The organism is Dermatophilus congolensis, assembly GCF_900447215.1.
GTDB classification, from domain to species: Bacteria; Actinomycetota; Actinomycetes; order Actinomycetales; family Dermatophilaceae; genus Dermatophilus; species Dermatophilus congolensis_A.
Genome location: NZ_UFYA01000001.1, coordinates 1,252,063 through 1,276,502, shown reverse-complemented (window position 1 = coordinate 1,276,502; position 24,440 = coordinate 1,252,063). Strand labels below are relative to the sequence as shown.

Sequence of the window (24,440 nt, the reverse complement as noted above, 5' to 3'; positions counted from 1 at the left end):
CCGGGCCTGCGTTGACGTCCCCTAGTATCCAAACGGCGGTTCGCATCCTCGAACTCTGTACCCGAGCTCGAGGTGATTCATGTGGCTTACTGGAGCGCTTGCACGTGCCCAAGGCCCTGAACAGTGCGGCCGCGTGACGGACAGTGACGTCCGAAAACCCCCGCCTGGGACGCAGCGGCGCTCCCCTTCATGCCATAGGACGGTGAATCCCGTGTCCGTTCTGCCTTTTTCCGCCCTACCCGAGCGTGACGGTCTTTACGATCCGCGTCACGAGCACGATGCCTGCGGTGTCGCGATGGTCGCCACGTTACGTGGTACACCTGGCCACGACATCGTGCGACACGCGGTTACCGCGCTGGTCAACCTGGATCACCGCGGCGCTACTGGCGCTGACCCGCTCGTGGGTGATGGTGCAGGCATTTTGATGCAGGTGCCGGACCGGTTCTTCCGTGACGTTGCTGGTGTGGAGCTGCCTGAGCGCGGCCACTACGTTGCCGGCTTCGCTTACCTTCCTGCTGACCTCAGTGGATCAGCCGACGCCCGCGCCGGCATCACACGCATCGCTACCGAAGAAGGACTAGAAGTCCTGGGGTGGCGAGAAGTGCCCACGAACCCAGATGTTTTGGGCGCAATGAGCCGTGAGGTCATGCCTTCTTTCTGGCAGGTTTTCCTCGCGCCGAGTGATAAAGAGAATCATGGTTTAGCTCTAGAACGCTTGGCTTTTTGCCTGCGCAAACGTGCCGAACATGAGCTGGATAACGTCTACTTCCCGTCGCTTTCCAGCCGCACGCATGTCTATAAAGGCATGCTCACCACGATGCAGTTGCCGGAGTTTTTCCCGGATCTGTCTGATGAACGTGTCGAATCCGAGTTGGCCATCGTGCACTCTCGTTTCTCCACAAACACGTTCCCTAGCTGGACTTTGGCTCACCCGTTCCGGTTGATCGCGCACAACGGTGAGATCAACACGGTGCGGGGTAACCGTAACTGGATGCGTGCCCGCGAAAGCTTGCTCGCCTCGGATGCCTTCGGTCCCAACATTGAGCGTTTGTTCCCCATTTGCACCCCTGGAGCATCAGACTCAGCCAGCTTCGATGAGGTCCTCGAACTGCTGCATCTGGCGGGGCGTTCTCTCCCGCATGCCATGCTCATGATGATTCCTGAGGCGTGGGAGAACAACACAGCGATGTCTGCTGATCGGCGCGCCTTCTACCAGTTCCACTCCATGTTTATGGAGCCCTGGGACGGCCCGGCCTCTGTGACATTCACGGACGGGTCTGTGCTGGGTGCGGTCTTGGACCGTAATGGGCTTCGCCCCTCCCGTTACTGGGTCACAGACGATGGTCTCGTTGTGCTCGGCTCGGAAGCTGGGTTGTTGGATATTGACGAAGAACGGATCGTCACGCGTGGCCGCGTTGCCCCTGGCCACATGTTTTTGCTCGATACCGCTGAAGGGCGGATCATCCCTGATGAGGAGATCAAGTCCCAGCTTGCTTCGGCGCACCCCTACCAGGAATATGTGAAAGATCAGGTCATTCACTTGGCTGATCTGCCTGAACGTGAACACGTGTTCCATACGCCGCGGTCCGTGGCGCGGCGGCAGCAGGCGTTCGGGTACACCCAAGAAGATTTGCGCCTCATTCTGCAGCCAATGGCCCTCAACGGGGCTGAAGCTATCGGCTCGATGGGAACCGACACGCCTATGGCGGTTCTGTCTTCGCGTCCTCGGTTGCTTTTCGACTACTTCCAGCAGCTGTTCGCGCAGGTCACGAACCCGCCGCTTGATGCGATTCGTGAAGAGATGGTGACGAGCCTGCAAGCGACGCTGGGCCCGCAGGTTAATCCGTTGGCAACGGACCCGCAGCACGCTCACCAGATCGCTATCGACTTCCCCATCCTGGATAACGATGATCTGGCAAAGATTGTCCACATCGACGCTGACTCGGATACTCCAGGTGAAGCCACAGTTGTGGTTTCTGGGCTCTACGAGGTTGCTGGTGGGGGAGCGGCGTTGAAGAAACGCCTAGACCTGATCTTCAACGAGGTCACGACCGCTATCAGCCGAGGGGCCCGGTATGTCGTGATCTCTGACCGTGACTCTGATGCCAATCACGCCTCGATCCCCTCGCTGCTGCTCACTGCGGCAGTGCACCACCACCTGGTCCGCACAAAAGACCGTATGAAGGTCAGCCTCATCGTTGAGGCTGGAGACGTGCGTGAAGTTCACCATGTGGCCACCCTCATCGGGTATGGCGCTGCGGCGGTGAACCCATACCTGGCGATCGAGACCGTGGAAGACATGGTCCGGCGAGGCGCGATCCGTGGGGTGAGCGCAGAAACCGCGAGCAAGAACGTCATTAAGGCGCTCGGTAAAGGCCTGTTGAAGGTCATGTCGAAGATGGGGATTTCTACGGCAGCTTCCTACCGTGGGGCGCAGATCTTCGAGTGCATCGGGTTGGCTGAAGATCTGGTTGAGGCGTACTTCACTGGAACCACCACAGTTTTGGGTGGCATCGGTCTTGAGGAGATCGCTCGCGAGGTAGCTGACCGGCACGCGGTTGCTTACCCCCGCGATGGGATCAGCCCGACCCACCGTCTGCTGCCGGTGGGTGGGGAGTACCAGTGGCGCCGTGAAGGGCCGCCGCACTTGTTTGACCCCGAGACGGTGTTCCGGCTGCAGCACGGCACCCGTGAACGTCGTTACGACATCTTCAAGCAGTACACGACTCGGGTGAATGAGCAGGCCGAGCGGCTTATGACGCTGCGTGGTTTGTTCCGGCTTCGCACGGATCTTCGTCCTTCTGTTCCGATTGACGAGGTTGAGCCTGTTTCAGAAATCGTGAAACGGTTCAGCACTGGTGCGATGAGCTACGGGTCGATTAGCCGTGAGGCACACGAAACTCTCGCGATCGCTATGAACCGTTTGGGTGGCCGCTCAAACACCGGTGAGGGCGGGGAAGATCCGGAGCGGCTGCAGGATCCGCAGCGGTGCAGCGCTATCAAGCAGGTTGCTTCTGGGCGTTTCGGTGTGACGAGTTTGTACTTGTCGAAGGCGAAAGACATCCAGATCAAGATGGCGCAGGGCGCTAAGCCAGGCGAGGGCGGTCAGCTACCGGGACCGAAGGTGTACCCGTGGGTGGCAACTACCCGCCACAGCACCCCGGGTGTTGGACTTATTTCACCGCCGCCGCATCACGACATCTACTCGATCGAGGATCTCAAGCAGCTCATCCACGATGTGAAGAACGCCAACCCGGTGGCTCGTGTTCACGTGAAGTTGGTTTCTGAGATTGGTGTGGGCACTGTCGCTGCGGGGGTGTCGAAAGCGTTCGCAGATGTGGTGCTGATTTCTGGGCACGATGGTGGCACGGGTGCCGCGCCGTTGACGTCGTTGAAGCACGCAGGTGGGCCGTGGGAGTTGGGCCTTGCTGAGACTCAACAAACCTTGGTGAAGAACGAATTGCGTGACCGCATCGTCGTGCAGGTTGATGGCCAGTTGAAAACGGGCCGTGACGTGGTGATCGCTGCGCTACTGGGGGCCGAAGAGTTCGGTTTTGCTACCGCTCCGTTGGTGGTTTCTGGGTGCGTGATGATGCGAGCCTGCCAGAAGGACACGTGCCCGGTAGGTATCGCTACACAGAACCCTGAACTGCGGCAGCGGTTCTCCGGTAAGCCGGAGTTCGTAGTGACGTTCTTCGAGTACATCGCTCAGGAAGTCCGTGAGCTTTTGGCAGAGCTGGGGTTCCGGTCTATTAATGAGGCTATTGGTCAGGCTTCTGTGCTGGAGATGCAGCAGGCAGTTGACCATTGGAAAGCTTCTGGCCTGGATTTGAGCCCGATTCTTCGCGAAGCGGTGCCGGTTTCGGGGGAGCGTCGCGCTGTGCGTGAGCAGCAGCATGGTCTTGAGCGCGCGTTGGACAATTCGCTGATTGCTCAGGCCAGGGAGGTTATCGACTCAGGTGGCCGTGTCGTTATTTCTTCACAGATCCGCAATACGCACCGCACGGTGGGCACCATGCTTGGCCATGAGGTGACAGCTGCGCATCCGTTCGGCATGGATGAGGACAGTATTCATGTGGACTTCACTGGTTGTGCGGGCCAGTCGTTTGGTGCGTTTGTTCCTCGGGGAATCACTCTCGCTCTTACTGGTGAGGCCAATGATTATGTCGCTAAGGGGCTTTCTGGTGGTCGAGTGGTTGTGCGCCCTGCAGGAGCGGCTGCCGCGACGGATGTCATTGCCGGGAACGTGATCGGTTACGGAGCCACGAGCGGGGAAATTTTCTTGCGCGGCACGGTCGGTGAGCGTTTCTGTGTGCGTAACTCCGGCGCAGAGGCAGTTGTTGAGGGAGTCGGCGATCACGGGTTGGAGTACATGACCGGTGGGGTTGCGCTCATTCTCGGTCCTACCGGCCGGAACTTGGCTGCTGGTATGTCCGGTGGTTTGGGTTTTGTGCTGGATCTTGACCCTGGGGTGGTTAATGGTGAGTTCGTTGACGTGGTTCCGCTGCGTGAGAGCGACGATGAGTTGGTTCTTGATTTGCTGCGTCGGCATGTGGAGCAGACGGGGTCACCGTTAGCGGATTCGTTGGTTGCGGATTGGGCTGCTGCGCGTGCCCGGTTCTCTCTTATCCTTCCTCGCGCTTATCAGCGCGTCCTCGATGTTCGTGCTGAGGCCGAACGTGAGGGTCTCGACGTCGACGGCTCCGAGGTGTGGGGTCGTATCTTGGAGGTGTCCCATGGCTGATCCGCGTGGCTTTTTGACGAAGCGGGAGCGTGAGCTGCCGCAGCGGCGACCGGTTCCATTGCGGTTGATGGACTTCAAAGAGGTCTATGGGCCGTTCCCGGTGGAGTCTTTGCAGGAGCAGGCTGGGCGGTGCATGGATTGCGGTATCCCGTTCTGCCATAACGGTTGCCCGTTGGGGAACTTGGTTCCGGAGTGGAACAACTTCGCTTGGGAGGGGCGTTGGGATGCGGCTATTGAGCGGCTGCATGCCACGAATAACTTCCCGGAGTTCACGGGACGTTTGTGCCCTGCGCCGTGCGAGTCGGCGTGTGTGTTGGGTGTTAATCAACCTGCGGTGACGATTAAGCAGGTGGAGCAGACGGTGATCGAGCGGGCGTTTGAGAGCGGTCAAGTGTTGCCGCACCCGCCGGAGCGTTTGTCTGGCCGCACTGTTGCGGTGGTGGGGTCTGGGCCTGCGGGGTTGGCTGCTGCGCAGCAGCTCACACGGGCTGGGCACACGGTGGCGGTGATCGAGCGGGCTGATAAGGCTGGCGGTTTGCTGCGGTATGGCATTCCGGAGTTCAAACTGGAAAAGTCGGTTCTTGATCGACGTTTGGCGCAGATGCGGGCTGAGGGGACACGGTTCCGTACGGGCGTGAACGTGGGTGTGGATCTGACTGGTCAGGATTTGCGTCGGCGTTATGACGCGGTTGTTCTTGCGGTGGGTTCCACTAAGCCACGTGGCTTGATGGTTCCGGGGACTGAGCTCAATGGTGTGCATCAGGCAATGGAGTATCTGCCGCAGGCGAATCGTTCGAGTGTGGGGCAGTCGGTGGATGGGCAGATCCTTGCTACGGGTAAGGATGTGGTCATCATCGGTGGTGGTGACACGGGTGCTGACTGTGTTGGTACGGCCCTGCGTCAGGGCGCGAAATCGGTGACGAGTCTTGAGATTATGCCGCAGCCGGGGCAAGAACGTCCGGCGCATCAGCCGTGGCCGACGTATCCGACTGTTTTCCGTGTTGCTAGTGCGCATGAGGAGGGCGGTGAACGCGTCTATTCAGTGAGTACCACGGAGATCCTTGATGATGGCCAGGGCAATGTTGCTGGTCTGAAGGTTGTTGAGGTGGTGCTGGAGGATGGGCGCTTTGTGCCTGTGGAAGGCACGGAGCGGGTCATTGATGCGCAGCTTGTTCTGCTGGCGATGGGTTTTGTGGGCCCCGAGAGTGACGGGATTGTTTCTCAGCTGGGTATCGCTCTGGATGAGCGGGGCAATATGCGTCGGGATCAGAACTTTATGACGCAGGTTCCGGGAGTGTTCTCTGCTGGTGACGCTGGTAGGGGGCAGTCGCTTATTGTGTGGGCTATTGCTGAGGGACGGTCGGTAGCGGCTGCGGTGGATGCGTGGCTGACGGGCGGCACGATGTTGCCGCGTCCGATTTCACCGACGGATCGGCCTTTGCTTGTCTGAGTGCTCTCGTGAGTGTGTTGCGGGGTGTGAAACAGTGTTCTGTCTCACACCCCGCAGTATTTTTATTAGATACATCATGCAATAAATGCGGAAAATCGTTTTCATATGCGCATTCGCGCAATTTATTGTCGTAATTCGTGCGCAATAGGGCGGGAACTCTATCTAAGGGGAATCGCTACCTGATGGGTGCTCGGTAGAATGAAAACTATGCGTCGAGCCAAAATTGTCAGCACACTCGGTCCCGCTGTCAGCAGCCTTGAAAAGATTAAGGAGCTGGTCGACGCGGGTATGGACGTCGCTCGGATTAACCGATCTCACGGTGATTATGAGGAGCATTCGCAGCAAATTGCCTGGGTGCGTGAAGCTGCCGATGAAGCTGGGCGGCCAGTTGCTGTTCTGGTTGATTTGCAAGGACCCAAGATCCGGACAGGGCGTTTTTCGGCAGGTCCGGTGCGCCTGGAAAATGGTGATTCTTTCACGATCACTACACGGCCGGTTGACGGTAATCAGGAAATGGTGGGGACTACCTACTCGGGTCTAGCTGGCGATGTGAAGGTGGGGGATCCGCTCCTCATCGACGATGGGAAAGTGCGCCTAGAGGCCGTTGAGGTGACGGACACGGACGTGGTCACCCGGGTTATTGAGGGTGGGGTTATTTCGAACAATAAGGGCATCAACTTGCCTGGTGTGGCAGTGAGTGTTCCTGCCTTGTCCGATAAGGACGAAGATGATCTTCGCTGGGGCTTGCGTGAGGGTGCGGACTGGATCGCACTTTCGTTCGTGCGGGATGCCTCTGATATTGATCGAGTGCACGAAATTATGCGCGAAGAAGAGATTTTCCGGCCGGTGATCGCCAAGATCGAGAAGCCGCAGGCGGTGGAGAACCTCGCCGATATTGTGGCTGCGTTCGATGGCGTGATGGTGGCTCGTGGTGACCTAGGTGTGGAGCTTCCGTTGGAGGAGGTCCCGCTGGTGCAGAAGCGCGCTATCGAGCTGTGCCGTCGTAACGCTAAACCGGTGGTGGTTGCCACGCAGGTTTTGGAGTCGATGATTGAGAACTCGCGGCCTACGCGGGCTGAGGCTAGTGACTGCGCTAATGCGGTGTTGGATGGCGCGGACGCGATCATGCTTTCGGGTGAGACGAGCGTAGGTAAGTACCCGGTTGAAGCTGTGCGGACGATGGCGAAGATTATTTCTTCGACAGAAGGCCGGGGGTTGTCACAGATTCGTCCGTTGATGACGACGCCGCGCACCCCAGGGGGCGCGATTACGCGTGCAGCTTCGGAGATCGCGAACTACCTCGGCGCTAAGTATTTGGCCGTGTTTACTACTTCGGGTGACTCTGCACGCCGTATGTCTCGGGTTCGCCCTGATGTGCCGATGATTGCATTGACTCAGCGTGAGGAAACTCAACATAAACTGTGTTTGACCTGGGGTATCAATGCTCACTTGGTTCCTGATTACAACTCGACGCGCAAAATGGTTGAGGCAGTGGATCGAGTGTTGCTGTCGGAGAGCACGCAGTTCGCGCGCGCTGTTCCCGGTGATTTGGTGGTGATCGTGGCAGGTACACGTCGTGGAGTAGAGGGCACGACGAACAGCATCCAGGTGCACAAGGTTGGTAGCTCTTTGGAATGACGTGAGGGTTGTGCTGCCTTGAGTGATGGCAGCTTGTGTGGGGCGTCTCGTCTTCGGATGGGTGCCCCACCTGCTTTTTGGGTGCACTTTCTGGTGTGGGGGGTGTGTTGCGGACGTCGATTATTGGCTTGGAGGGGTAAGGGGTTATAGTGGAGACCTGTTCTACGCCGGGTTTTCCCGGGCCCGCCGGGGTGGTGGAATGGCAGACACGGAGCACTCAAAATGCTTTGACCTAACGGTCGTGCGGGTTCAAATCCCGCTCCCGGCACTCTGATGGTGAATCCCCGAACCTACAAGGTTCGGGGATTCACTGCGTTTGGGGGGATGCCTGAATAGGCTCGGCGTCATTGAATAGACCTACTGCCGGCGCTCTGACCTTTAGGGACTCTTAGTCCTCGATCGACAATGCCTAGCAGAGGTATCAGTCATATATTGCGGACTTACGTCCACTGGCTCATCTGTGGAACCTCCCGATGAGTGGCCAACCACGTGGGTGATTGTTTCTCGTAATGCAGGCTTGCGAGCTCGAGCTGGCAGGGTGTTGGCCCCTGTGTGAGGCAAGCGCGCTTTATCGCTACGTGTCGGTAAGTGTGATGTGGGGCTCTTTTTCGTTCTGCGGCATGCAACAACGTCAACACACCCGGTGTCAGCAGGTGCGGTAGGCGCCTAGAATCGATGCGTGACAGCCAACGAGACGACTGAAGAGCAGGCCCCTGCTAAGTCGACCCCCGAACGTGAATCCGACGCCCTGCGGGTCGTGGTGGCCGAAGATGAGGCACTGATCCGCCTTGACTTGGCCGAAATGCTCGCAGAAGCCGGTTACGAGGTCGTGGCGCAGGCCGCTGACGGTGAAGAGGCTGTAGAGCTAGTCACCGCAGAGCGCCCCGACATCGTAGTCATGGACGTGAAAATGCCAGTCCTCGATGGAATCTCGGCCGCCGAGAAACTGCACGCCGAACGCATCGCCCCTGTGATCATGTTGACCGCTTTCAGTGACCGTGACCTGGTTGAGCGAGCGCGTGAAGCAGGCGTCATGGCTTACGTGGTTAAGCCTTTCACTATCGATGATCTGCGTCCGGCGATCGATATTGCCCGCAGCCGCTGGCAAGAGATGCATGAACTTGAGGCTGAGATCGCCGACCTGGGGGAGCGCCTCGAAACACGCAAGGCAGTAGATCGCGCTAAGGGTGTGTTGATGACTCAGCTCAAGCTGAGCGAATCTGACGCGTTCCGGTGGATCCAAAAAACCGCGATGGACCGACGACTGTCGATGCGTCAGGTTTCTGAGGCAGTGATTGCGGGCCTGCCAGGTAAGAAGAAGTAAGCGCGTTTCTGCGCGGCAAGAAAGAGGAGAGGAATACCTAGAGGTGCTCCCTCCTCTTTTTGCATTGTGAGGTGGGCGCGTAGTCGTGCCCCGAGCACCTAGGCTGGGTGTGTGGGTCGACTACTTCTTCTTGACGGACACTCCCTCGCCTACCGGGCCTTTTTTGCCCTGCCTGCGGAGAATTTCGCGACAGCTACGGGACAAACAACGAACGCTGTATTCGGGTTCACCTCAATGCTGATCAACCTGTTGCGGGATGAACAGCCAACACACGTGGCAGTGGGGTTCGACCTTTTCAAACCAACGCTGCGTTTGGCGGAGTATCCGGAGTACAAAGCTGGCCGAGCTAAAACACCAGAAGAGTTCACTAGCCAGATCCCGCTGATCATCGAGGTTCTGGATGCGATGGGGATCCGGCACACTGCGGTCGAGCAGTATGAGGCCGATGATGTAATCGCGACACTGGCTGCTCGTGGGGAGGAATCCGGGCACGAGGTGCTTGTGGTCTCTGGTGACCGGGATTCCATGCAAATGGTCACGGACCATGTCACAGTCTTGTACCCGTTGCGTGGCACTTCTGAGCTGGCTCGCCTGGATCCTGCGGGTGTTGAAGAACGTTACCTGGTGCGCCCGGAGCGGTATAGTGACCTGGCTGCGCTCGTGGGGGAGAAGGCAGACAACCTCCCTGGGGTGCCAGGCGTCGGGGCGAAAACAGCAGCTAAATGGCTGAACCTGTATGGCGACCTGGCTGGCATCGTCGCTCACGCTGACGAAATTAAAGGCAAAGCAGGCCAGAATCTGCGGGACAACCTGGAATCAGTGCTGCGTAACCGGCGGCTTAACCAGTTGACGTCCGATCTTGACCTTCCCGTCACTATCGATGATGTGCAGTGGCAGGGCCCTGACCGAGAGGCTGTGCATGCGGTATTTGACGCGCTGGAATTCCGGGTGCTGCGGGACCGATTCTTTGAAGTAATTGGCCACGACAGCGGCGGCCAAAGCACGCAAAGCACTGTCGAACTGGAAGAAACAGTGATGGCTCCTGGTGAGCTTGGAGCGTGGCTGGATGCACATACTCGTGCCGGTGAACGCGTTGGCGTCATGGTTGAAGGGCAATGGGCACGCGGTACTGGGGATGCGTGGGCTGTTGCTATCGCTGCCCCTGATAACGCTGCTGCCTATATCGATCTGGAATCGTTGACGGGTACAGACGAGAAAGCTTTCGCTGCTTGGCTTGCCGATTCGCAACGACAGATGGTTTTGCATGATGCGAAAGGCCCTTTGCAAGCGTTAACCGCTCGGGGGTACGCCCCCGCAGGGCTTTCGGGCGATTCCTCTATCGCCGCCTATTTGGTTCACCCAGATCAGCGTTCCTATGATCTTGGCGATCTCGTGATGAGGCATTTGCATCGCGAGCTGGCGCATGGAAGCAGTAATGGCCAAGGCATGCTGGATATCGGTGGCGGTGATGACCACGCTGCAGCCAGTGATGCGATGGCACGCGCTCGCGCGGTGCTGGATCTTGCTGATGCGCTCGAGGCGTTGGTGGATAGCAGCGGCGAGATGACGCTGTATCGGGATATTGAACTTCCGTTGGTGGCAGCTCTGGCTCTGATGGAGCGTCGAGGTATCGCTGTGGATCGTGCTCGGCTGAACGAGCTGGAGCAGCATTTCGCTGACGCCCTCGCCGATGCTGCGCAAGAGGCGTACGGCGCTATCGGGCATGAGGTGAATCTTTCTTCTCCTAAGCAGCTTCAGGTTGTGCTGTTCGAGGAGTTGGATCTACCGAAGACGAAGAAAACGAAAACGGGTTACACCACGGATGCTGATGCGCTGAACAGCTTGTTCGAACGTACGGGGCACCCTTTCCTTGCAGCGCTGCTGCGCCACCGCGACGCCTCGAAACTGCGTTCAACGGTGGAAGGCCTCATTAAAGCCATCGCTGACGACGGGCGAATTCACACCACATATCAGCAGACAATTGCGGCTACAGGGCGATTGTCTTCCACAGACCCAAACTTGCAGAACATCCCGATCCGTACTGACTCTGGTCGCCGTATCCGTAGTGTTTTTGTGCCAGGCCAAGCAACCGGCGGCCAGGGTTCGGTGGCATACGAGTCCGTCCTTTCTGCGGACTACAGCCAGATCGAAATGCGCATCATGGCTCACTTGTCTGGTGATGAGGGGCTTATTGAGGCTTTCCGCAGCGGTGAGGACTTGCACCGTTTTGTCGGGTCGCGTGTGTTTGAGGTTTCCCCTGAAGACGTCACGCCTGCTATGCGCAGCAAAGTGAAAGCGATGTCGTATGGCTTGGCGTATGGTCTGTCAGCTTTCGGTTTGTCACGGCAATTGAAAATCTCTACCGCCGAAGCGAATACCCTGATGGAGGGATACTTTGAACGCTTCGGTGGCGTTCGGGATTACCTGGCTGAGGTAGTCGAGATTGCGCGTAAGCAGGGGTACACCGAAACGATGTTGGGACGGCGCCGCTATTTGCCTGATTTGACCTCATCGAACCGGCAGCGTCGTGACATGGCTGAACGAATGGCGTTGAACGCACCTATCCAAGGTTCTGCCGCCGACATCATCAAGATCGCCATGCTGCGTGTAGAGAAAGCGATTGATGAGGCGGGAATCGCCTCACGCGTTTTGCTCCAGGTGCATGACGAATTGGTGGTGGAGGTAGCGCCGGGGGAAAAAGATCAGGTGGCGCGCTTGATTCAACGTGAGATGGGCGGCGCGATCGATTTGTCTGTCCCGCTTGTTGTCAATATCGGTGTTGGCGATAACTGGCAGACAGCCGCTCACTGATCAGTGCGTGGCGCGCAAGTATGTGTAGTTACTTGCGCGCCACGAAGATCGCGGTCCCGGGAATGTGAGCGCCGCGTTGGGGGCTCCACCCTCCCCATGTTTGTGTGTTCCAGCTGGGCCATTCTGGTTCGACGATGTCGAGCAGAGTGAATCCGCTGGTTGCCAGTGCACGTACGTGATCGCCGATGGTGCGGTGGTATTCGGCGTAGTCGATGCGCTCGCCGCTGCGTTCGATGTACGGCGAGCGGTCGAAGTAGTTCATGGATGCGTGGAGGGCATCGGGGGCGTCGGGGAAGGCCCAGCGGATGGGGTGGGTGGTTGAGTATGCGAGGAGGCCGCCGTGGGCGAGGACGCGTGCGCATTCGTGGAGCATTGCGTTGAGGTCGGCGATGAATGGTGTTGCGCCGTATGCACTGAAGGCGATGTCGAAGCTGGCGTCGGCGAAGGGTAGGGCGACGGCGTCGGCTTGAACGAGTGGTACGGCGTTATTGGTTTTGGCGTTGAGGTGTTTGGCTACGTCGAGCATTCCTTCTGCAATGTCTGATGCGATGGCTGTGCCGCCGCATGCTGCTATGTATCTGCTGCCTTGTGCGGCGCCGGAGCCGAATTCGAGAACGCGTTTGTTGGTGAGGTCTCCTAGGAGGTGTAGTTCGCTTTCTCGGATTCCTTCTGGGCCCCAGACCAGTTCAGCGTCGCCGAGGAAGTCACCGTGTTCGGCGTAATAAGTGTTTGCTTCTGTGCTCCACCAGTTTCGGTTGCCTCGGTGTGTTTCGGTGGCTTCGGCGTGTGTTGTTCCGCGTCCGGCAGTGCGTGGTTCTTGGGTGGGGTCTGTCATGACAGATTCTTTTCTCGGGAAGGTTGGCTGGTTGGTGGTGGATGTTGGTGGCTGATTTCAAAATCGTTGCTGGGTATCGGTGCTGAACACGCCTATCGCCCTTTGCTCGAAACAGTTGTGAACGGTAGGATTAGTCGGTCTCTGCATACAACCATTGTCTGATGGATCGGTAATTAAATGCGCGCCTGACGATTTGTTTGACGCACGGTCCCTGTGACGCGGTGAAACGGATGTCACCGTCGAATGGAAGTGCTTCCCGGATCATGAGGTCCGGCGCAGAGGCGAAGAAAGAATTTGTCCAAGAGCCGGCACCCATGTGTCGTCTCCCGATTTTCTGTCCACCTACGGAGCCCCAACTACATGACTTCCACCCCCGAGATCGCGATCAATGACATCGGCTCGAGTGAAGAGCTGCTCGCCGCAATCGATGCCACCATTAAGAACTTCAACGACGGTGACATTGTTGAAGGCGTGATCGTCAAGGTCGATCGCGACGAGGTCCTCCTCGACATCGGTTACAAGACCGAAGGTGTTATCCCTTCGCGTGAGTTGTCCATCAAGCACGACGTTGACCCTTCTGAGGTCGTCACCGTCGGCGACGAGGTCGAAGCTCTTGTCCTCCAGAAGGAAGACAAAGAAGGCCGCCTCCTCCTGTCCAAGAAGCGTGCACAGTACGAGCGCGCTTGGGGCACCATCGAGAAGATCAAGGAAGAAGACGGCGTCGTCACCGGTACCGTCATCGAGGTCGTCAAGGGTGGTCTCATCCTCGACATCGGCCTGCGTGGCTTCCTCCCCGCTTCTCTCGTGGAGATGCGCCGTGTCCGCGACCTTCAGCCGTACGTCGGCAAGGAGATCGAGGCCAAGATCATCGAGCTCGACAAGAACCGCAACAACGTGGTCCTGTCGCGCCGCGCATGGCTCGAGCAGACGCAGTCCGAGGTTCGTTCCAAGTTCCTCCACGACTTGCAGCGCGGCCAAGTTCGTTCCGGCCAGGTTTCCTCGATCGTCAACTTCGGTGCGTTCGTGGACTTGGGTGGCGTCGACGGTCTCGTGCACGTCTCGGAGCTGTCGTGGAAGCACATCGACCACCCCTCCGAGGTTGTCGAGGTTGGCCAGGAAGTCACGGTCGAGGTTCTCGACGTCGACATGGACCGCGAGCGCGTCTCCTTGTCGCTGAAGGCTACGCAGGAAGACCCGTGGCAGACCTTCGCCCGTACGCACGCCATCGGCCAGATCGTGCCCGGTAAGGTCACCAAGCTGGTTCCGTTCGGTGCCTTCGTGCGTGTCGAGGACGGCATCGAGGGCCTGGTGCACATCTCCGAGCTGGCCGAGCGCCACGTGGAGCTGCCGGAGCAGGTTGTGCAGGTTGGTCAGGAAATCTTCGTCAAGGTCATCGACATCGACCTGGACCGCCGCCGCATCTCTCTGTCGCTCAAGCAGGCCAACGACATCGCCTTGGCTGGCGCCGAGTTCGACCCCACGCTGTACGGTATGGCGGCCGAGTACGACGAGGCTGGCAACTACAAGTACCCCGACGGCTTCGACCCGGAGGCCAACGAATGGCTGCCCGGTCACGACGCCGAGCGCGAGGCTTGGGAGCGCGAGTACGCCACGGCTCAGAGCCTGTGGGAGCAGCACCGCACTCAGGTCGAGGCCGCTTCCGAGGCCGAGGCCGAGGCTGCAGAGGCTGGCGCCGCCGAGGCGACGTCCTACTCCTCTGGCGCTACCACCACACAGGTGTCCGCTGCTGAAGGCACGCTCGCTTCCGACGAAGCCCTCGCGGCTCTTCGTGAGAAGCTGACCGGCAGCGCCTGATCAGTGTGACGCAGCGATGATCACGCTGGAGCTGCTGCTCCGCAGGTGATTTTCAGAGCGTGAGAAAGGCCCTGTCCACCCCAGGTGGACAGGGCCTTTCTCACGTGGCGTTTTCCCGCCGTAACGGGGCCAGGAGGCCTACCATGGCGTCATGGTGAACATCGGCTTGACGGGCGGCATCGGATCGGGAAAGTCCACAGTGGCGACCGCGCTGCGCGCGCGAGGAGCTGTAGTTGTTGACGCAGACGCCATAGTGAGAGATTTGTTAGGGCCAGGCGGTGGCGCTGTTCGTGCGGTGGTAGACCGTTTTGGTGACGAAGTAGTAGGTGAAGACGGCGCGATCGATCGGGCTGCGCTGGCGGCGACTGTTTTCCAGAACGCAGAGGCGCGAAACGACCTCGAGGCGATCGTGCACCCTCTGGTGGCTGTTCGCACCACAGAAATAGTGGCAGCCGCGCCCGAAGATTCGATCATTGTTCACGATGTCCCATTGCTGGTGGAGAAGCATATGGGTAGGCAGTATCACCTCGTCTTGGTGGTGCACGCCCCAGCTGAAGAGCGCGCACGGCGATTGGTGGAAAAGCGTGGAATGAGCCACGCTGACGCGATGGCACGGATGTCACATCAAGCTGACGATGATGCGCGTCGGGCAGCAGCAGATGTGTGGCTGGATAATTCTGGGACAGAGGAAGAGCTTCTCGCCCAGGTAGAAAAAGTGTGGGAAGAACGGATTATCCCGTTCCGCGACAATCTCATCGCTGGGCGGATTTACCGGCCCGAAAACTCGTCGGTGCTGGTGGATTATGACGAGCAGTGGCCTGCCCAGGCGGCACGGATTATCGACCGGTTGTCTGCAGCACTGGGAGATAAAGCCCCCGAATTTGAGCACGTTGGTTCTACTGCAGTGCCTGGTATGGAGGGCAAAAACGCGATTGATATCCAGGTCGGGGTTCGGGATCTACATGAAGCTGATGATCCTGAGTTTGTGCGGATTTTGACTGATCTGGGGTATCCCCGCGTTGAGGAGTACCGCTTGGATCACCCTACTGATGATTTACCGGACCCTTCGTTGTGGATTAAGCGTTTTCACGGTTCAAGTGACCCAGGGCAGGTAGTTCATTTGCATGTGCGTGAGATTGGTAGCGCTGGCTGGCAGTACGCGTTGCTGTTCCGGGATTGGCTGCGGGGAGATCCGGGAGCTGCTGAGGAGTACGTGGAAGTGAAGGCAACTGTTGACGCGCAGAGCAGCTCTGTTGAGGAGTATCGCCGTTCGAAAGCGCCGTGGTTCAACGAAGTGTGGCCGCGCATTCAAGCCTGGGCGCGTAAAGAAGGATGGCAGGGCTGAAGCTGTCAGGGGCTCTGTTAGTTGGCAGGCAGGTTTACGGTGTAAGGCATGCGTCCTATCACCGATCTGCAGCGCACGGTCGCCCCTATCGAGGTTGTTTCGGACTATTCGCCTAGTGGTGATCAGCCGGCCGCCATCGCAGAGTTGACCCGCCGTATCAATGCGGGTGAGCAGGATGTGGTTCTGCTGGGTGCTACGGGTACGGGTAAGTCAGCCACGACAGCGTGGATGATTGAGCAGGTACAGCGTCCAACGTTGGTGATGGCACCGAATAAAACTCTTGCTGCTCAGTTGGCTAACGAATTTCGGGAGTTGCTGCCGAACAACGCGGTCGAGTACTTCGTCAGCTACTACGACTATTACCAACCCGAGGCTTACGTGCCATCTACGGACACGTACATCGAGAAAGATAGCTCGATCAATGATGAGGTTGAGCGGCTACGGCACTCGGCGACTAACTCGCTTTTGACGCGTCGTGATGTGGTGGTGGTTGCTTCAGTTTCGTGCATTTACGGATTAGGTACTCCGCAGGAGTATGTCGACCGGATGCAGCGGCTGCGAGTGGGGATGCAGATGGAACGTGACGACTTACTGCGTCAGTTTGTTCAGATGCAGTACAGCCGTAACGATTTCGCGTTCGAACGAGGGACTTTCCGGGTGCGGGGTGACACGGTTGAAATCATTCCGCAGTACGAAGAACTAGCGATTCGTATCGAATTTTTCGGTGATGAGATTGAGCGTCTCCAGACCTTGCATCCACTGACGGGTGAGGTAGTTCGTGAAGAAAACGAACTGTATGTGTTCCCGGCGTCGCACTATGTGGCAGGTCCGGAGCGTATGGAGCGCGCTATTGCCGGTATTGAAGCTGAGCTGGCTGAGCAGCTGAAAAAATTCGAGCGAGAGGGGAAACTTCTCGAGGCGCAACGGTTGCGGATGCGCACTACCTATGACATCGAGATGATGCGAGAAATGGGCGCATGTTCGGGTATTGAGAACTATTCGATGCATATCGATGGGCGAGAACGGGGCAGCGCACCGAACTGTTTGCTCGACTATTTCCCGGAGGATTTCCTTCTCGTTATTGATGAGTCGCACGTGACAGTGCCGCAGATCGGTGCCATGTATGAGGGCGACATGTCACGTAAACGGGTGTTGGTAGAGCATGGTTTTCGGCTGCCTAGCGCGATGGATAACCGGCCGTTGAAGTGGGAAGAATTCCTGGAGCGTATTGGGCAGACGGTGTATTTGTCTGCCACACCTGGTGATTACGAGTTGGCTAAGTCTGATGGGTTTGTGGAGCAGATTATCCGGCCCACTGGGCTGATTGATCCCGAGATCGTGGTGAAGCCAACTAAGGGACAGATCGATGACTTGCTTGCGCAGATCAATGAGCGGGTAGCCAAACAGGAGCGGGTGCTGGTTACCACGCTCACGAAGAAGATGGCTGAAGATCTCACGGAGTATCTGCTGGATAAGGGTGTACGGGTCCGTTATTTGCACTCTGAGGTAGACACTCTTCGTCGCGTGGAGCTGCTTCGTGAGTTGCGGGTCGGGGTATTTGACGTGCTGGTTGGTATCAACTTGCTACGTGAAGGTTTGGATCTTCCTGAGGTGTCGCTCGTGTCGATTCTCGACGCCGATAAGGAAGGGTTTTTGCGCTCTACTCGCAGCTTGATTCAGACGATTGGCCGTGCTGCTCGTAACGTTTCGGGGCAGGTGCACATGTATGCCGACACCATTACGTCCTCGATGCAACAAGCCATTGATGAGACGCTGCGGCGTCGGGAAAAACAGCTGGCTTATAACGCTGAGCACGGTATCGATCCCACCCCGCTGCGGAAGAAGATCGCAGATATCACGGACATGTTGCATCGTGAGGATGAAGACACCGAGGAGTTGATAGGTAGTGCTCGGGCTGCCTCGCGAGGCAAACGTGCATCCGAGCGTGGAAAGTCGGCAGGCATGGAGTTTGAGGCCTCTCGCCTGGATACCGCAGGGATGCCGCAGGCTGAGTTGGCTGATTTGGTGCAGCAACTGACTGAGCAAATGCATCGTGCTGCTGAAGAGCTTCAGTTTGAGTTGGCGGCGCGGTTGCGTGATGAAATCTCAGACTTGAAGAAAGAGCTGCGGGGAATGATTCGCGCTACAGAGTGAAAAGGGTCATAGGTTGGGGCGGGGCGACAGTCGCCCCGCCCCAACCTATGACGGGGAAGGTTAGGCTTCCGGTTTCATGGATCCAGTGCGCAGGAACCGCTGGTGCCACGAGTGCGCGATTTCTAGGTCGTGCGGGGTGTGCTGGCCGTTGGCGACTTTGCGGGCCTGCTCGTAGTAGTCACGCAGCATGGGGCGGAAGTCGGGGTGGGCGCAGTTGTTGATGATGCGTTCGGCGCGTTTGCGGGGAGCCAGTCCACGCAGGTCGGCTAGTCCTTGTTCGGTGACGATCACGTCAACGTCATGTTCAGTGTGGTCCACGTGTGAAACGAACGGGACGATCGCCGAGATTGCGCCGCCTTTAGCGGTTGAGGGTGTGACGAACGTGGAAATGTAGGCGTTGCGGGAGAAATCCCCCGACCCACCGATACCGTTTTGCATCTTCGAACCCATGATGTGTGTCGAGTTCACATTGCCGTAAATGTCAGCTTCGATGAGCCCGTTCATGGAGATGACACCGAGACGCCGAATGAGTTCAGGGTGGTTCGAGATCTCCTGGGGCCGCAGAATGATGTGTTTGCGGTAGTGCGAGGCGTCACGGTTCATCTTTTCGGCAGCGTCAGGAGATAGCGAGAACGCGGTTGCTGAGGCGACAGCGATTTTGCCGGAGTCGATGAGATCGAGCATTCCATCTTGGATCACCTCGGTGTAGGAGGTGAGGTCACGGTAGGGCCGGTCGAGCAGGCCGGCCAGGACAGCGTTGGCGATGTTGCCGACTCCCGACTGCAGAGGGAGAAGTTCTTTGGGGACTCTGCCCTGCTCGACCTCGTAGTCGAGGAAGTCCAAGAGGTGGTTAGCGATGGCTCGGGAAGTGTCGTCGAGTGGCTTGAAGGGGGTGTTGCGGTCGGCTTGGTCGGTTTCGATCACGGCGACGATGCGATCGGGGTCGACGCGGTAGTACTTTTCACCGATGCGGTCTCCGGGGGCCACAAGGGGGATCGGTACCCGGTTAGGGGGCAATGCGGTGCCGTAGTAGATGTCGTGCATTCCTTCGAGGTCGGCGCTTTGCCAGCTGTTGACTTCGAGAATGATGCGGTCGGCGCGGTCTAGGTAGGTTTTGTTGTTGCCGACGGAGGAGCTGGGGATGAGATGTCCGTCTTCGGTGATCCCGGCGACTTCGATGACGGCGACGTCGAGGTTACCGAGAAACCCTTCCCACACCAGGGGGGCGACGTGGGACAGGTGGATGTCTACGTAGTCCATGTCGCCGGCGTTGATGCGGGCTCGGGTGGCGGGGTCGGACTGGTAGGGGGTGCGTAATGAGATGCCGTTGGCTTCGGCGAGGGAACCATCGAGTTCGGGGGCGGTAGAAGCTCCAGTCCATGCCCCAATGCGGAATTCGTTGCCTTCGGCGTGGGTACGGCGCATTTTTTCGGCCAGGGCGACGGGGAGAGCTTTTGGATATCCGGCGCCGGTGAAGCCGGCGAAGCCTACGTTGTCACCATCTTTGATTAGTTCGGCTGCGTCTTCAGCAGTGGTGATTTTGCGGCGTAGGGATTCGTTGGCGATGCGGTGGGCCATGATTCCTCCTGATGCTGGGGGTTCAGGATTGATCGTAGGTCGCAAAGGGGGTGAACGTGTCCTATTACGCAGTCATGAATGCCACACTGCTTGATGGGTGGGTGAGGATGCTTACTTACTCTTACCTAAGTTGGCGCTGTTTGGTGGGCAGGGGTTGGTCATGCCGTGTCGGTATTAGGTGACAGATGAACCGGCCTGTGCGGGTCCGGTAATTTTTTGGGGGATAGAGGTACATCGTTCCTGCGATTGAGAGATAGGGCGGTGCTTTCGTTATTGGCGACGTCTGAGATGCTGGGGGCTTTCGCTACGCAGATCGCTGCATTTGTGATTCCGCTGTTTGCTGTTATTTCTTTAAATGTTGATTCGTTTCATATGAAAGTTTTGAATTCTATTGAGTCTGCGGCTGCCGTGATTGCTGGATTTCTTGTAGGTGCGCGAGTCGATATTTATGGCGGCCGGTTTTCGATACTTGTTGCTCATGGTTTGCGTATGCGCTCGGGGAAGGTGGGGCGTCTTTTTGCGTGAAAGTTCTACAGTTCAGTGCTGAGCAAGTCGCCTTGAGTGCGGCATCGGTGGCCTTGTCGGTGCCGCCGCAGTGAATAGCGGGTACGTGCACAAGAACATGAAACTTAGCTACGGCGTGTCACGTTTCTTGCCATCGGTCCCGGTGGTCGTTATTTGCCTGAGCGAGTCCGTCGCAGCCCCGAGAACATGATCGTCTAGAGCGCTGCCTCCGAGCGTGTCCTGGCCCTGTACGGCGAAAAGACCGCGACTCCCAGCTTGTTACGGCCTCACCGCCAGTGGGGCTACCAGCCCCGCTGGCGCCATTCAGGAAGGCTGGGGCGTTCGGTGCCGATGGTGGTGTCCGAGCCGTGCCCGGGGTAAACCCAGGCATCATCGTCATATACGTCGAAAAGGCGCTGCTCGACGTCATCGATGAGTGAAACAAAATCTTCAGGGCTGTCTGTTTTTCCTACGCCGCCAGGAAAAAGCGAGTCCCCAGTGAAAAGGTGCGCGCTGCCATCGGGGGCGGTCCAGGCCAATGCAATCGCGCCAGGAGTGTGTCCCCGCAGCGCGATGACGTCCACAGTGTGTTCCCCAACGGTGATGGTGTCTCCGTGATCCACAGTCCGATGCGCTGGCAGAGGAAGAGCGGCGGCGTCACGTACCCCTGCGATGGTTTCAGCCCCCGTGGCATCTGCGATCTCAACCAGAGCTCCGGTGTGGTCGGGGTGTCGGTGCGTAGTCACGATCGTGGCTACAGGTGCTGCGCTCTCAGCGATCAAGCCGTTGACCCGTGCTGCATCGGTGGCGGCATCGATCAGCAGAGATCCACTGCCGTCGCTAGGCGTAAGTAGATAGACGTTGTTGTTCATCGGGCCGACGCTGGCTTTACGGATAGTGAGCGTGCCGAGGTCACGTACGTCGCTGGGGCCTCCGCTGACGACCTCGCCGGTGTAGTGACTGTGGGTGTCCTGCATGCTCTCTCCTGGTAGATCGCTGGCGCAGTGGTGTTTAAGAATGATCAGGCGGGCCTTATGTAACAACGTTGATGAATGAATCGCCCATGCCGCTGGCGCGAACGATGTCGCCCCCTGCCCCTAGAGTGACATGTGTGCCAGTCGAAGCTTCTTCATCATCCGTAGCGCGTCGATCGGGGACGGCCGAGGGTAGCTCTGGTCGTATCGTCGTACGCGGGGCCAGGGAACATAACCTGAAGAATGCCGGGATCGACATCCCCCGTGACTCGCTGGTCGTATTCACCGGCTTATCCGGGTCAGGGAAATCCTCCTTGGCTTTCGACACGATTTTCGCTGAAGGGCAACGACGCTACGTTGAGTCCCTGTCCTCATATGCACGCATGTTCCTTGGGCAGATGGACAAACCCGACGTCGACATGATCGAGGGCCTGTCCCCGGCGGTGTCTATCGATCAAAAAGGCACCAACCGCAACCCCCGATCCACGGTGGGAACCATCACAGAGGTACATGACCACCTGCGACTGTTGTTCTCTCGCGCTGGCCGAGCCCACTGCCCGGTGTGTGGCGAAGCCATCACACGACAAACACCGCAGCAAATCGTTGACCAGCTGATGGAACTTCCTGAGCGCACCCGATTCCAGGTGTTAGCGCCGGTGGTGCGCGGCCGTAAAGGCGAACACATTGAACTGTTGAAAGACCTGCAACAACAGGGATACTCGCGGGCGCTGATCGATGGGCAGCGCTATGAGCTCACCGACCCACCCGCCCTAGAAAAACAAAAGAAACACACCATCGAGGTGATCATCGATCGCCTCGTCGCTAAAGGGCCAGGACAAGACACCAACCGTCAACGTCTCACTGACTCAGTCGAAACAGCGCTACGCCTGGCCGCAGGGATCGTGCTCATCGACTTCGTTGATGTCACTGACAACAGTGACAGTGACCTACCAGCGCGGCGACGATTCTCCGAAAACCTGGCCTGCCCCAACGAGCATGAAATCAACGTCGAAGCTTTCGAACCTCGCACCTTCTCGTTTAACAGCCCTTTCGGTGCCTGCCCTACCTGCACCGGCATCGGCACCGAAAAAGAAGTAGACCCCGAACTCATCGTCCCAGACGAAGAACTGTCTATCAGGGAAGGCGCCATTCAGCCCTGGTCTCAAGCCGGAAAACTCGCCGACTATTACGAAAAAGTAGTCAGCGCGCTAGCTCAAGAGCTGCACTTCACCCTGGACCAGCCGTGGCGTTCGCTGTCCAGCGAAGCCAAAGAAGCACTCCTGCACGGAAAGAACTACAAAGTCCACGTCAAATATCGAAACCGGTGGGGCCGAGAACGGGCCTACACCACCGGATTCGAAGGCGCGATCGCCACCGTGAATCGCCGCTACAAAGAAACCGAATCCGAATCATCACGGGAACGCTACGAAGGTTACATGCGGGAAATCCCGTGCCCGTCCTGTCACGGAGCGCGCCTGAAACCCGAAGTTCTCGCTGTGACCATCGGTGGACGCAACATCGCCGAAGTGTCCGACCTAGCCATTCAGGAATGTCTGGACTTCTTGTCCTCCGTCGAATTCACCGACCGAGAAAAACAAGTCGCTGACGCAGTGATGCGTGAAGTCGGTGCCCGACTCGGATTCCTCCTTGACGTTGGCCTGGACTACCTGTCCCTGTCTCGGCCCGCATCCACTCTCTCCGGTGGCGAGGCACAACGCATCCGCCTTGCCACCCAAATCGGTTCAGGCCTTGTTGGCGTGCTCTACGTTCTCGATGAACCTTCCATTGGGCTACACCAACGCGACAACGACCGCCTCATCGGCACGTTGAAACGCCTGCGCGACCTCGGCAACACACTCATCGTGGTTGAGCATGATGAAGACACCATCGATTCTGCGGACTGGCTGGTTGACATCGGCCCTGGGGCGGGCGAAAACGGCGGTGAAGTTGTCTACTCCGGCCCCGTGGAGGGCATCAAAACAGTTGACCGATCCGTCACCGGGGCGTACCTGTCTGGCCGCAAAGAAATCAGCGTCCCCGCTACCCGCCGAGGCATCGACAAAAACCGCACCCTGCGCGTCCTAGGTGCAAAACAAAACAACCTGAAAAACATTGACGTCACTGTGCCGTTAGGCTGCTTCGTCGCCGTCACTGGTGTTTCCGGATCTGGGAAATCCACCCTCGTCAACGACATCCTTTATAACGTGCTCGCCAACCGGCTTAACCGGGCCCGTCACGTCCCCGGCCGTCACCGGCAAGTTCAGGGCACCGAACAACTCGACAAAGTTGTTCACGTTGATCAGAGTCCAATCGGGCGAACTCCACGATCCAACCCAGCCACCTACACAGGTGTTTTCGATAAGATCCGTAAACTCTTCGCCGAAACCAACGAGGCAAAGATGCGCGGCTACACCGCCGGACGGTTCTCTTTCAACGTCAAAGGCGGCAGATGCGAAGCCTGCCACGGTGACGGCACCCTAAAAATTGAAATGAACTTCCTTCCTGACGTGTACGTGCCCTGCGAGGTGTGCCACGGAGCCCGCTACAACCGCGAAACCCTCGAAGTGAAGTTCAAAGGCAAATCCATCGCCGAAGTTCTCGACATGCCCATCGCTGAAGCTGCCGAATTTTTCGGCGCCATGACTGGGATTGTCCGCTACCTAGAAACACTCACCCAAGTCGGTCTGGGATATGTGCGCTTAGGGCAGCCAGCTACCACTCTCTCTGGCGGTGAGGCCCAACGCGTCAAACTTGCCACTGAACTTCAACGCCGCAGCACAGGAAAAACGATCTATGTCCTTGATGAACCCACCACAGGACTGCATTTCGAAGACGTCCGCAAACTCCTTCTTGTGCTGCAGGGGCTGGTGGACAAGTCCAACACGGTTGTCGTGATCGAACACAACCTGGATGTCATCAAGTCAGCAGACTGGATCATCGACATGGGGCCTGAGGGAGGCGCTGGCGGCGGAACTGTTGTCGCTGAAGGAACCCCAGAAGACATCGCCCGTACTGAAGGAAGCCACACCGGAACTTACCTGGCGCCCCTGTTGGAACGCTCCGGCGTTACGCCCACGATCGTGAAACCATCCACGGCTTCGGGGAAAACGGCAACAGCCTCGACGGCAGCTAAAAGCAGCACGAAAAAAACCAGTGCTGCGAAAAAGACAACAACCGGGAAAAATGCGAAAACAACGGCCAAGAGCAGTGGCGTAAGTGCCTCTACACGCCGCAAGGCCAAAGCATTGAAGTCCTGACGCGAGAATGT

At 58.1% G+C, this 24,440-nt stretch carries 13 protein-coding genes and 1 tRNA gene; 11 read left to right on the top strand and 3 right to left on the bottom strand.

What is annotated here, in order from left to right:
- The first annotated feature begins 211 nt into the window (after window positions 1-211).
- The 6 genes from gltB (at window position 212) to polA (ending at window position 11,967) form a co-directional block, all read left to right on the top strand.
- A complete protein-coding gene (gene gltB / locus DXZ77_RS05445; protein ID WP_258553153.1) occupies window positions 212-4,744 on the top strand; it encodes a glutamate synthase large subunit in 4,533 nt (1,510 codons plus the stop codon).
- Window positions 4,737-6,194 (top strand): glutamate synthase subunit beta, encoded by a 1,458-nt coding sequence (locus DXZ77_RS05440; protein ID WP_115030551.1) that lies wholly within the window; start codon window positions 4,737-4,739, stop codon window positions 6,192-6,194. The genes gltB and DXZ77_RS05440 overlap by 8 nt, the downstream gene beginning before the upstream one ends.
- A 207-nt stretch (window positions 6,195-6,401) precedes the next feature.
- Window positions 6,402-7,832 (top strand): pyruvate kinase, encoded by a 1,431-nt coding sequence (pyk, locus tag DXZ77_RS05435; protein ID WP_115030549.1) that lies wholly within the window; start codon window positions 6,402-6,404, stop codon window positions 7,830-7,832.
- 185 nt (window positions 7,833-8,017) lie between these two features.
- Window positions 8,018-8,100 (top strand) — tRNA-Leu (locus DXZ77_RS05430).
- Window positions 8,101-8,511: 411 nt separating this feature from the next.
- The gene (locus tag DXZ77_RS05425; RefSeq protein ID WP_115030546.1) at window positions 8,512-9,156 is read left to right on the top strand and encodes an ANTAR domain-containing response regulator; all 645 of its coding nucleotides are present in this window, start codon (window positions 8,512-8,514) and stop codon (window positions 9,154-9,156) included.
- 111 nt (window positions 9,157-9,267) lie between these two features.
- Window positions 9,268-11,967, top strand: coding sequence for a DNA polymerase I (gene polA, locus DXZ77_RS05420; RefSeq protein ID WP_115030544.1), 2,700 nt, complete (start codon window positions 9,268-9,270; stop codon window positions 11,965-11,967).
- Between the two features lie 28 nt (window positions 11,968-11,995).
- On the opposite strand, the gene DXZ77_RS05415 is transcribed toward polA, so the two are convergent.
- Window positions 11,996-12,802: a class I SAM-dependent methyltransferase gene (locus DXZ77_RS05415; RefSeq protein WP_115030542.1), complete on the bottom strand. Its 807-nt coding sequence runs from the start codon at window positions 12,800-12,802 to the stop codon at window positions 11,996-11,998.
- A gap of 360 nt (window positions 12,803-13,162) precedes the next feature.
- Between DXZ77_RS05415 and rpsA the strand changes: the two genes are divergently transcribed.
- From rpsA to uvrB, 3 genes are all read left to right on the top strand, one after another.
- Window positions 13,163-14,617, top strand: a complete 1,455-nt coding sequence (rpsA, locus tag DXZ77_RS05405) for a 30S ribosomal protein S1 (RefSeq protein WP_115030539.1) — start codon at window positions 13,163-13,165, stop codon at window positions 14,615-14,617.
- Between the two features lie 151 nt (window positions 14,618-14,768).
- Complete coding sequence (coaE, locus tag DXZ77_RS05400) at window positions 14,769-15,962, top strand: dephospho-CoA kinase (protein ID WP_115030537.1); 1,194 nt, start codon at window positions 14,769-14,771, stop codon at window positions 15,960-15,962.
- A gap of 48 nt (window positions 15,963-16,010) precedes the next feature.
- Window positions 16,011-18,116, top strand: coding sequence for an excinuclease ABC subunit UvrB (gene uvrB, locus DXZ77_RS05395; RefSeq protein WP_115030535.1), 2,106 nt, complete (start codon window positions 16,011-16,013; stop codon window positions 18,114-18,116).
- A 60-nt stretch (window positions 18,117-18,176) separates the two neighbouring features.
- On the opposite strand, the gene scpC is transcribed toward uvrB, so the two are convergent.
- Complete coding sequence (gene scpC, locus DXZ77_RS05390) at window positions 18,177-19,694, bottom strand: succinyl-CoA:acetate CoA-transferase ScpC (RefSeq protein ID WP_115030533.1); 1,518 nt, start codon at window positions 19,692-19,694, stop codon at window positions 18,177-18,179.
- Between the two features lie 246 nt (window positions 19,695-19,940).
- Between scpC and DXZ77_RS05385 the strand changes: the two genes are divergently transcribed.
- Window positions 19,941-20,219, top strand: a complete 279-nt coding sequence (locus tag DXZ77_RS05385) for a hypothetical protein (RefSeq protein ID WP_147279200.1) — start codon at window positions 19,941-19,943, stop codon at window positions 20,217-20,219.
- 281 nt (window positions 20,220-20,500) lie between these two features.
- On the opposite strand, the gene DXZ77_RS05380 is transcribed toward DXZ77_RS05385, so the two are convergent.
- Window positions 20,501-21,175, bottom strand: coding sequence for an MBL fold metallo-hydrolase (locus tag DXZ77_RS05380; RefSeq protein ID WP_115030529.1), 675 nt, complete (start codon window positions 21,173-21,175; stop codon window positions 20,501-20,503).
- Window positions 21,176-21,279: 104 nt separating this feature from the next.
- Between DXZ77_RS05380 and uvrA the strand changes: the two genes are divergently transcribed.
- The gene (gene uvrA / locus DXZ77_RS05375; RefSeq protein ID WP_115030527.1) at window positions 21,280-24,429 is read left to right on the top strand and encodes an excinuclease ABC subunit UvrA; all 3,150 of its coding nucleotides are present in this window, start codon (window positions 21,280-21,282) and stop codon (window positions 24,427-24,429) included.
- The last annotated feature ends 11 nt before the right edge of the window (window positions 24,430-24,440 follow it).

What these genes read in the sequence shown, in the direction of transcription:
- DXZ77_RS05380 (WP_115030529.1), bottom strand. Translation starts at nt 21,175, where the DNA reads ATGCAGGACACCCACAGTCACTACACCGGCGAGGTCGTCAGCGGAGGC.
- DXZ77_RS05440 (WP_115030551.1), top strand. Translation starts at nt 4,737, where the DNA reads ATGGCTGATCCGCGTGGCTTTTTGACGAAGCGGGAGCGTGAGCTGCCG.
- pyk (WP_115030549.1), top strand. Translation starts at nt 6,402, where the DNA reads ATGCGTCGAGCCAAAATTGTCAGCACACTCGGTCCCGCTGTCAGCAGC.
- uvrB (WP_115030535.1), top strand. Translation starts at nt 16,011, where the DNA reads ATGCGTCCTATCACCGATCTGCAGCGCACGGTCGCCCCTATCGAGGTT.
- rpsA (WP_115030539.1), top strand. Translation starts at nt 13,163, where the DNA reads ATGACTTCCACCCCCGAGATCGCGATCAATGACATCGGCTCGAGTGAA.
- uvrA (WP_115030527.1), top strand. Translation starts at nt 21,280, where the DNA reads ATGTCGCCCCCTGCCCCTAGAGTGACATGTGTGCCAGTCGAAGCTTCT.
- coaE (WP_115030537.1), top strand. Translation starts at nt 14,769, where the DNA reads ATGGTGAACATCGGCTTGACGGGCGGCATCGGATCGGGAAAGTCCACA.
- scpC (WP_115030533.1), bottom strand. Translation starts at nt 19,694, where the DNA reads ATGGCCCACCGCATCGCCAACGAATCCCTACGCCGCAAAATCACCACT.
- DXZ77_RS05415 (WP_115030542.1), bottom strand. Translation starts at nt 12,802, where the DNA reads ATGACAGACCCCACCCAAGAACCACGCACTGCCGGACGCGGAACAACA.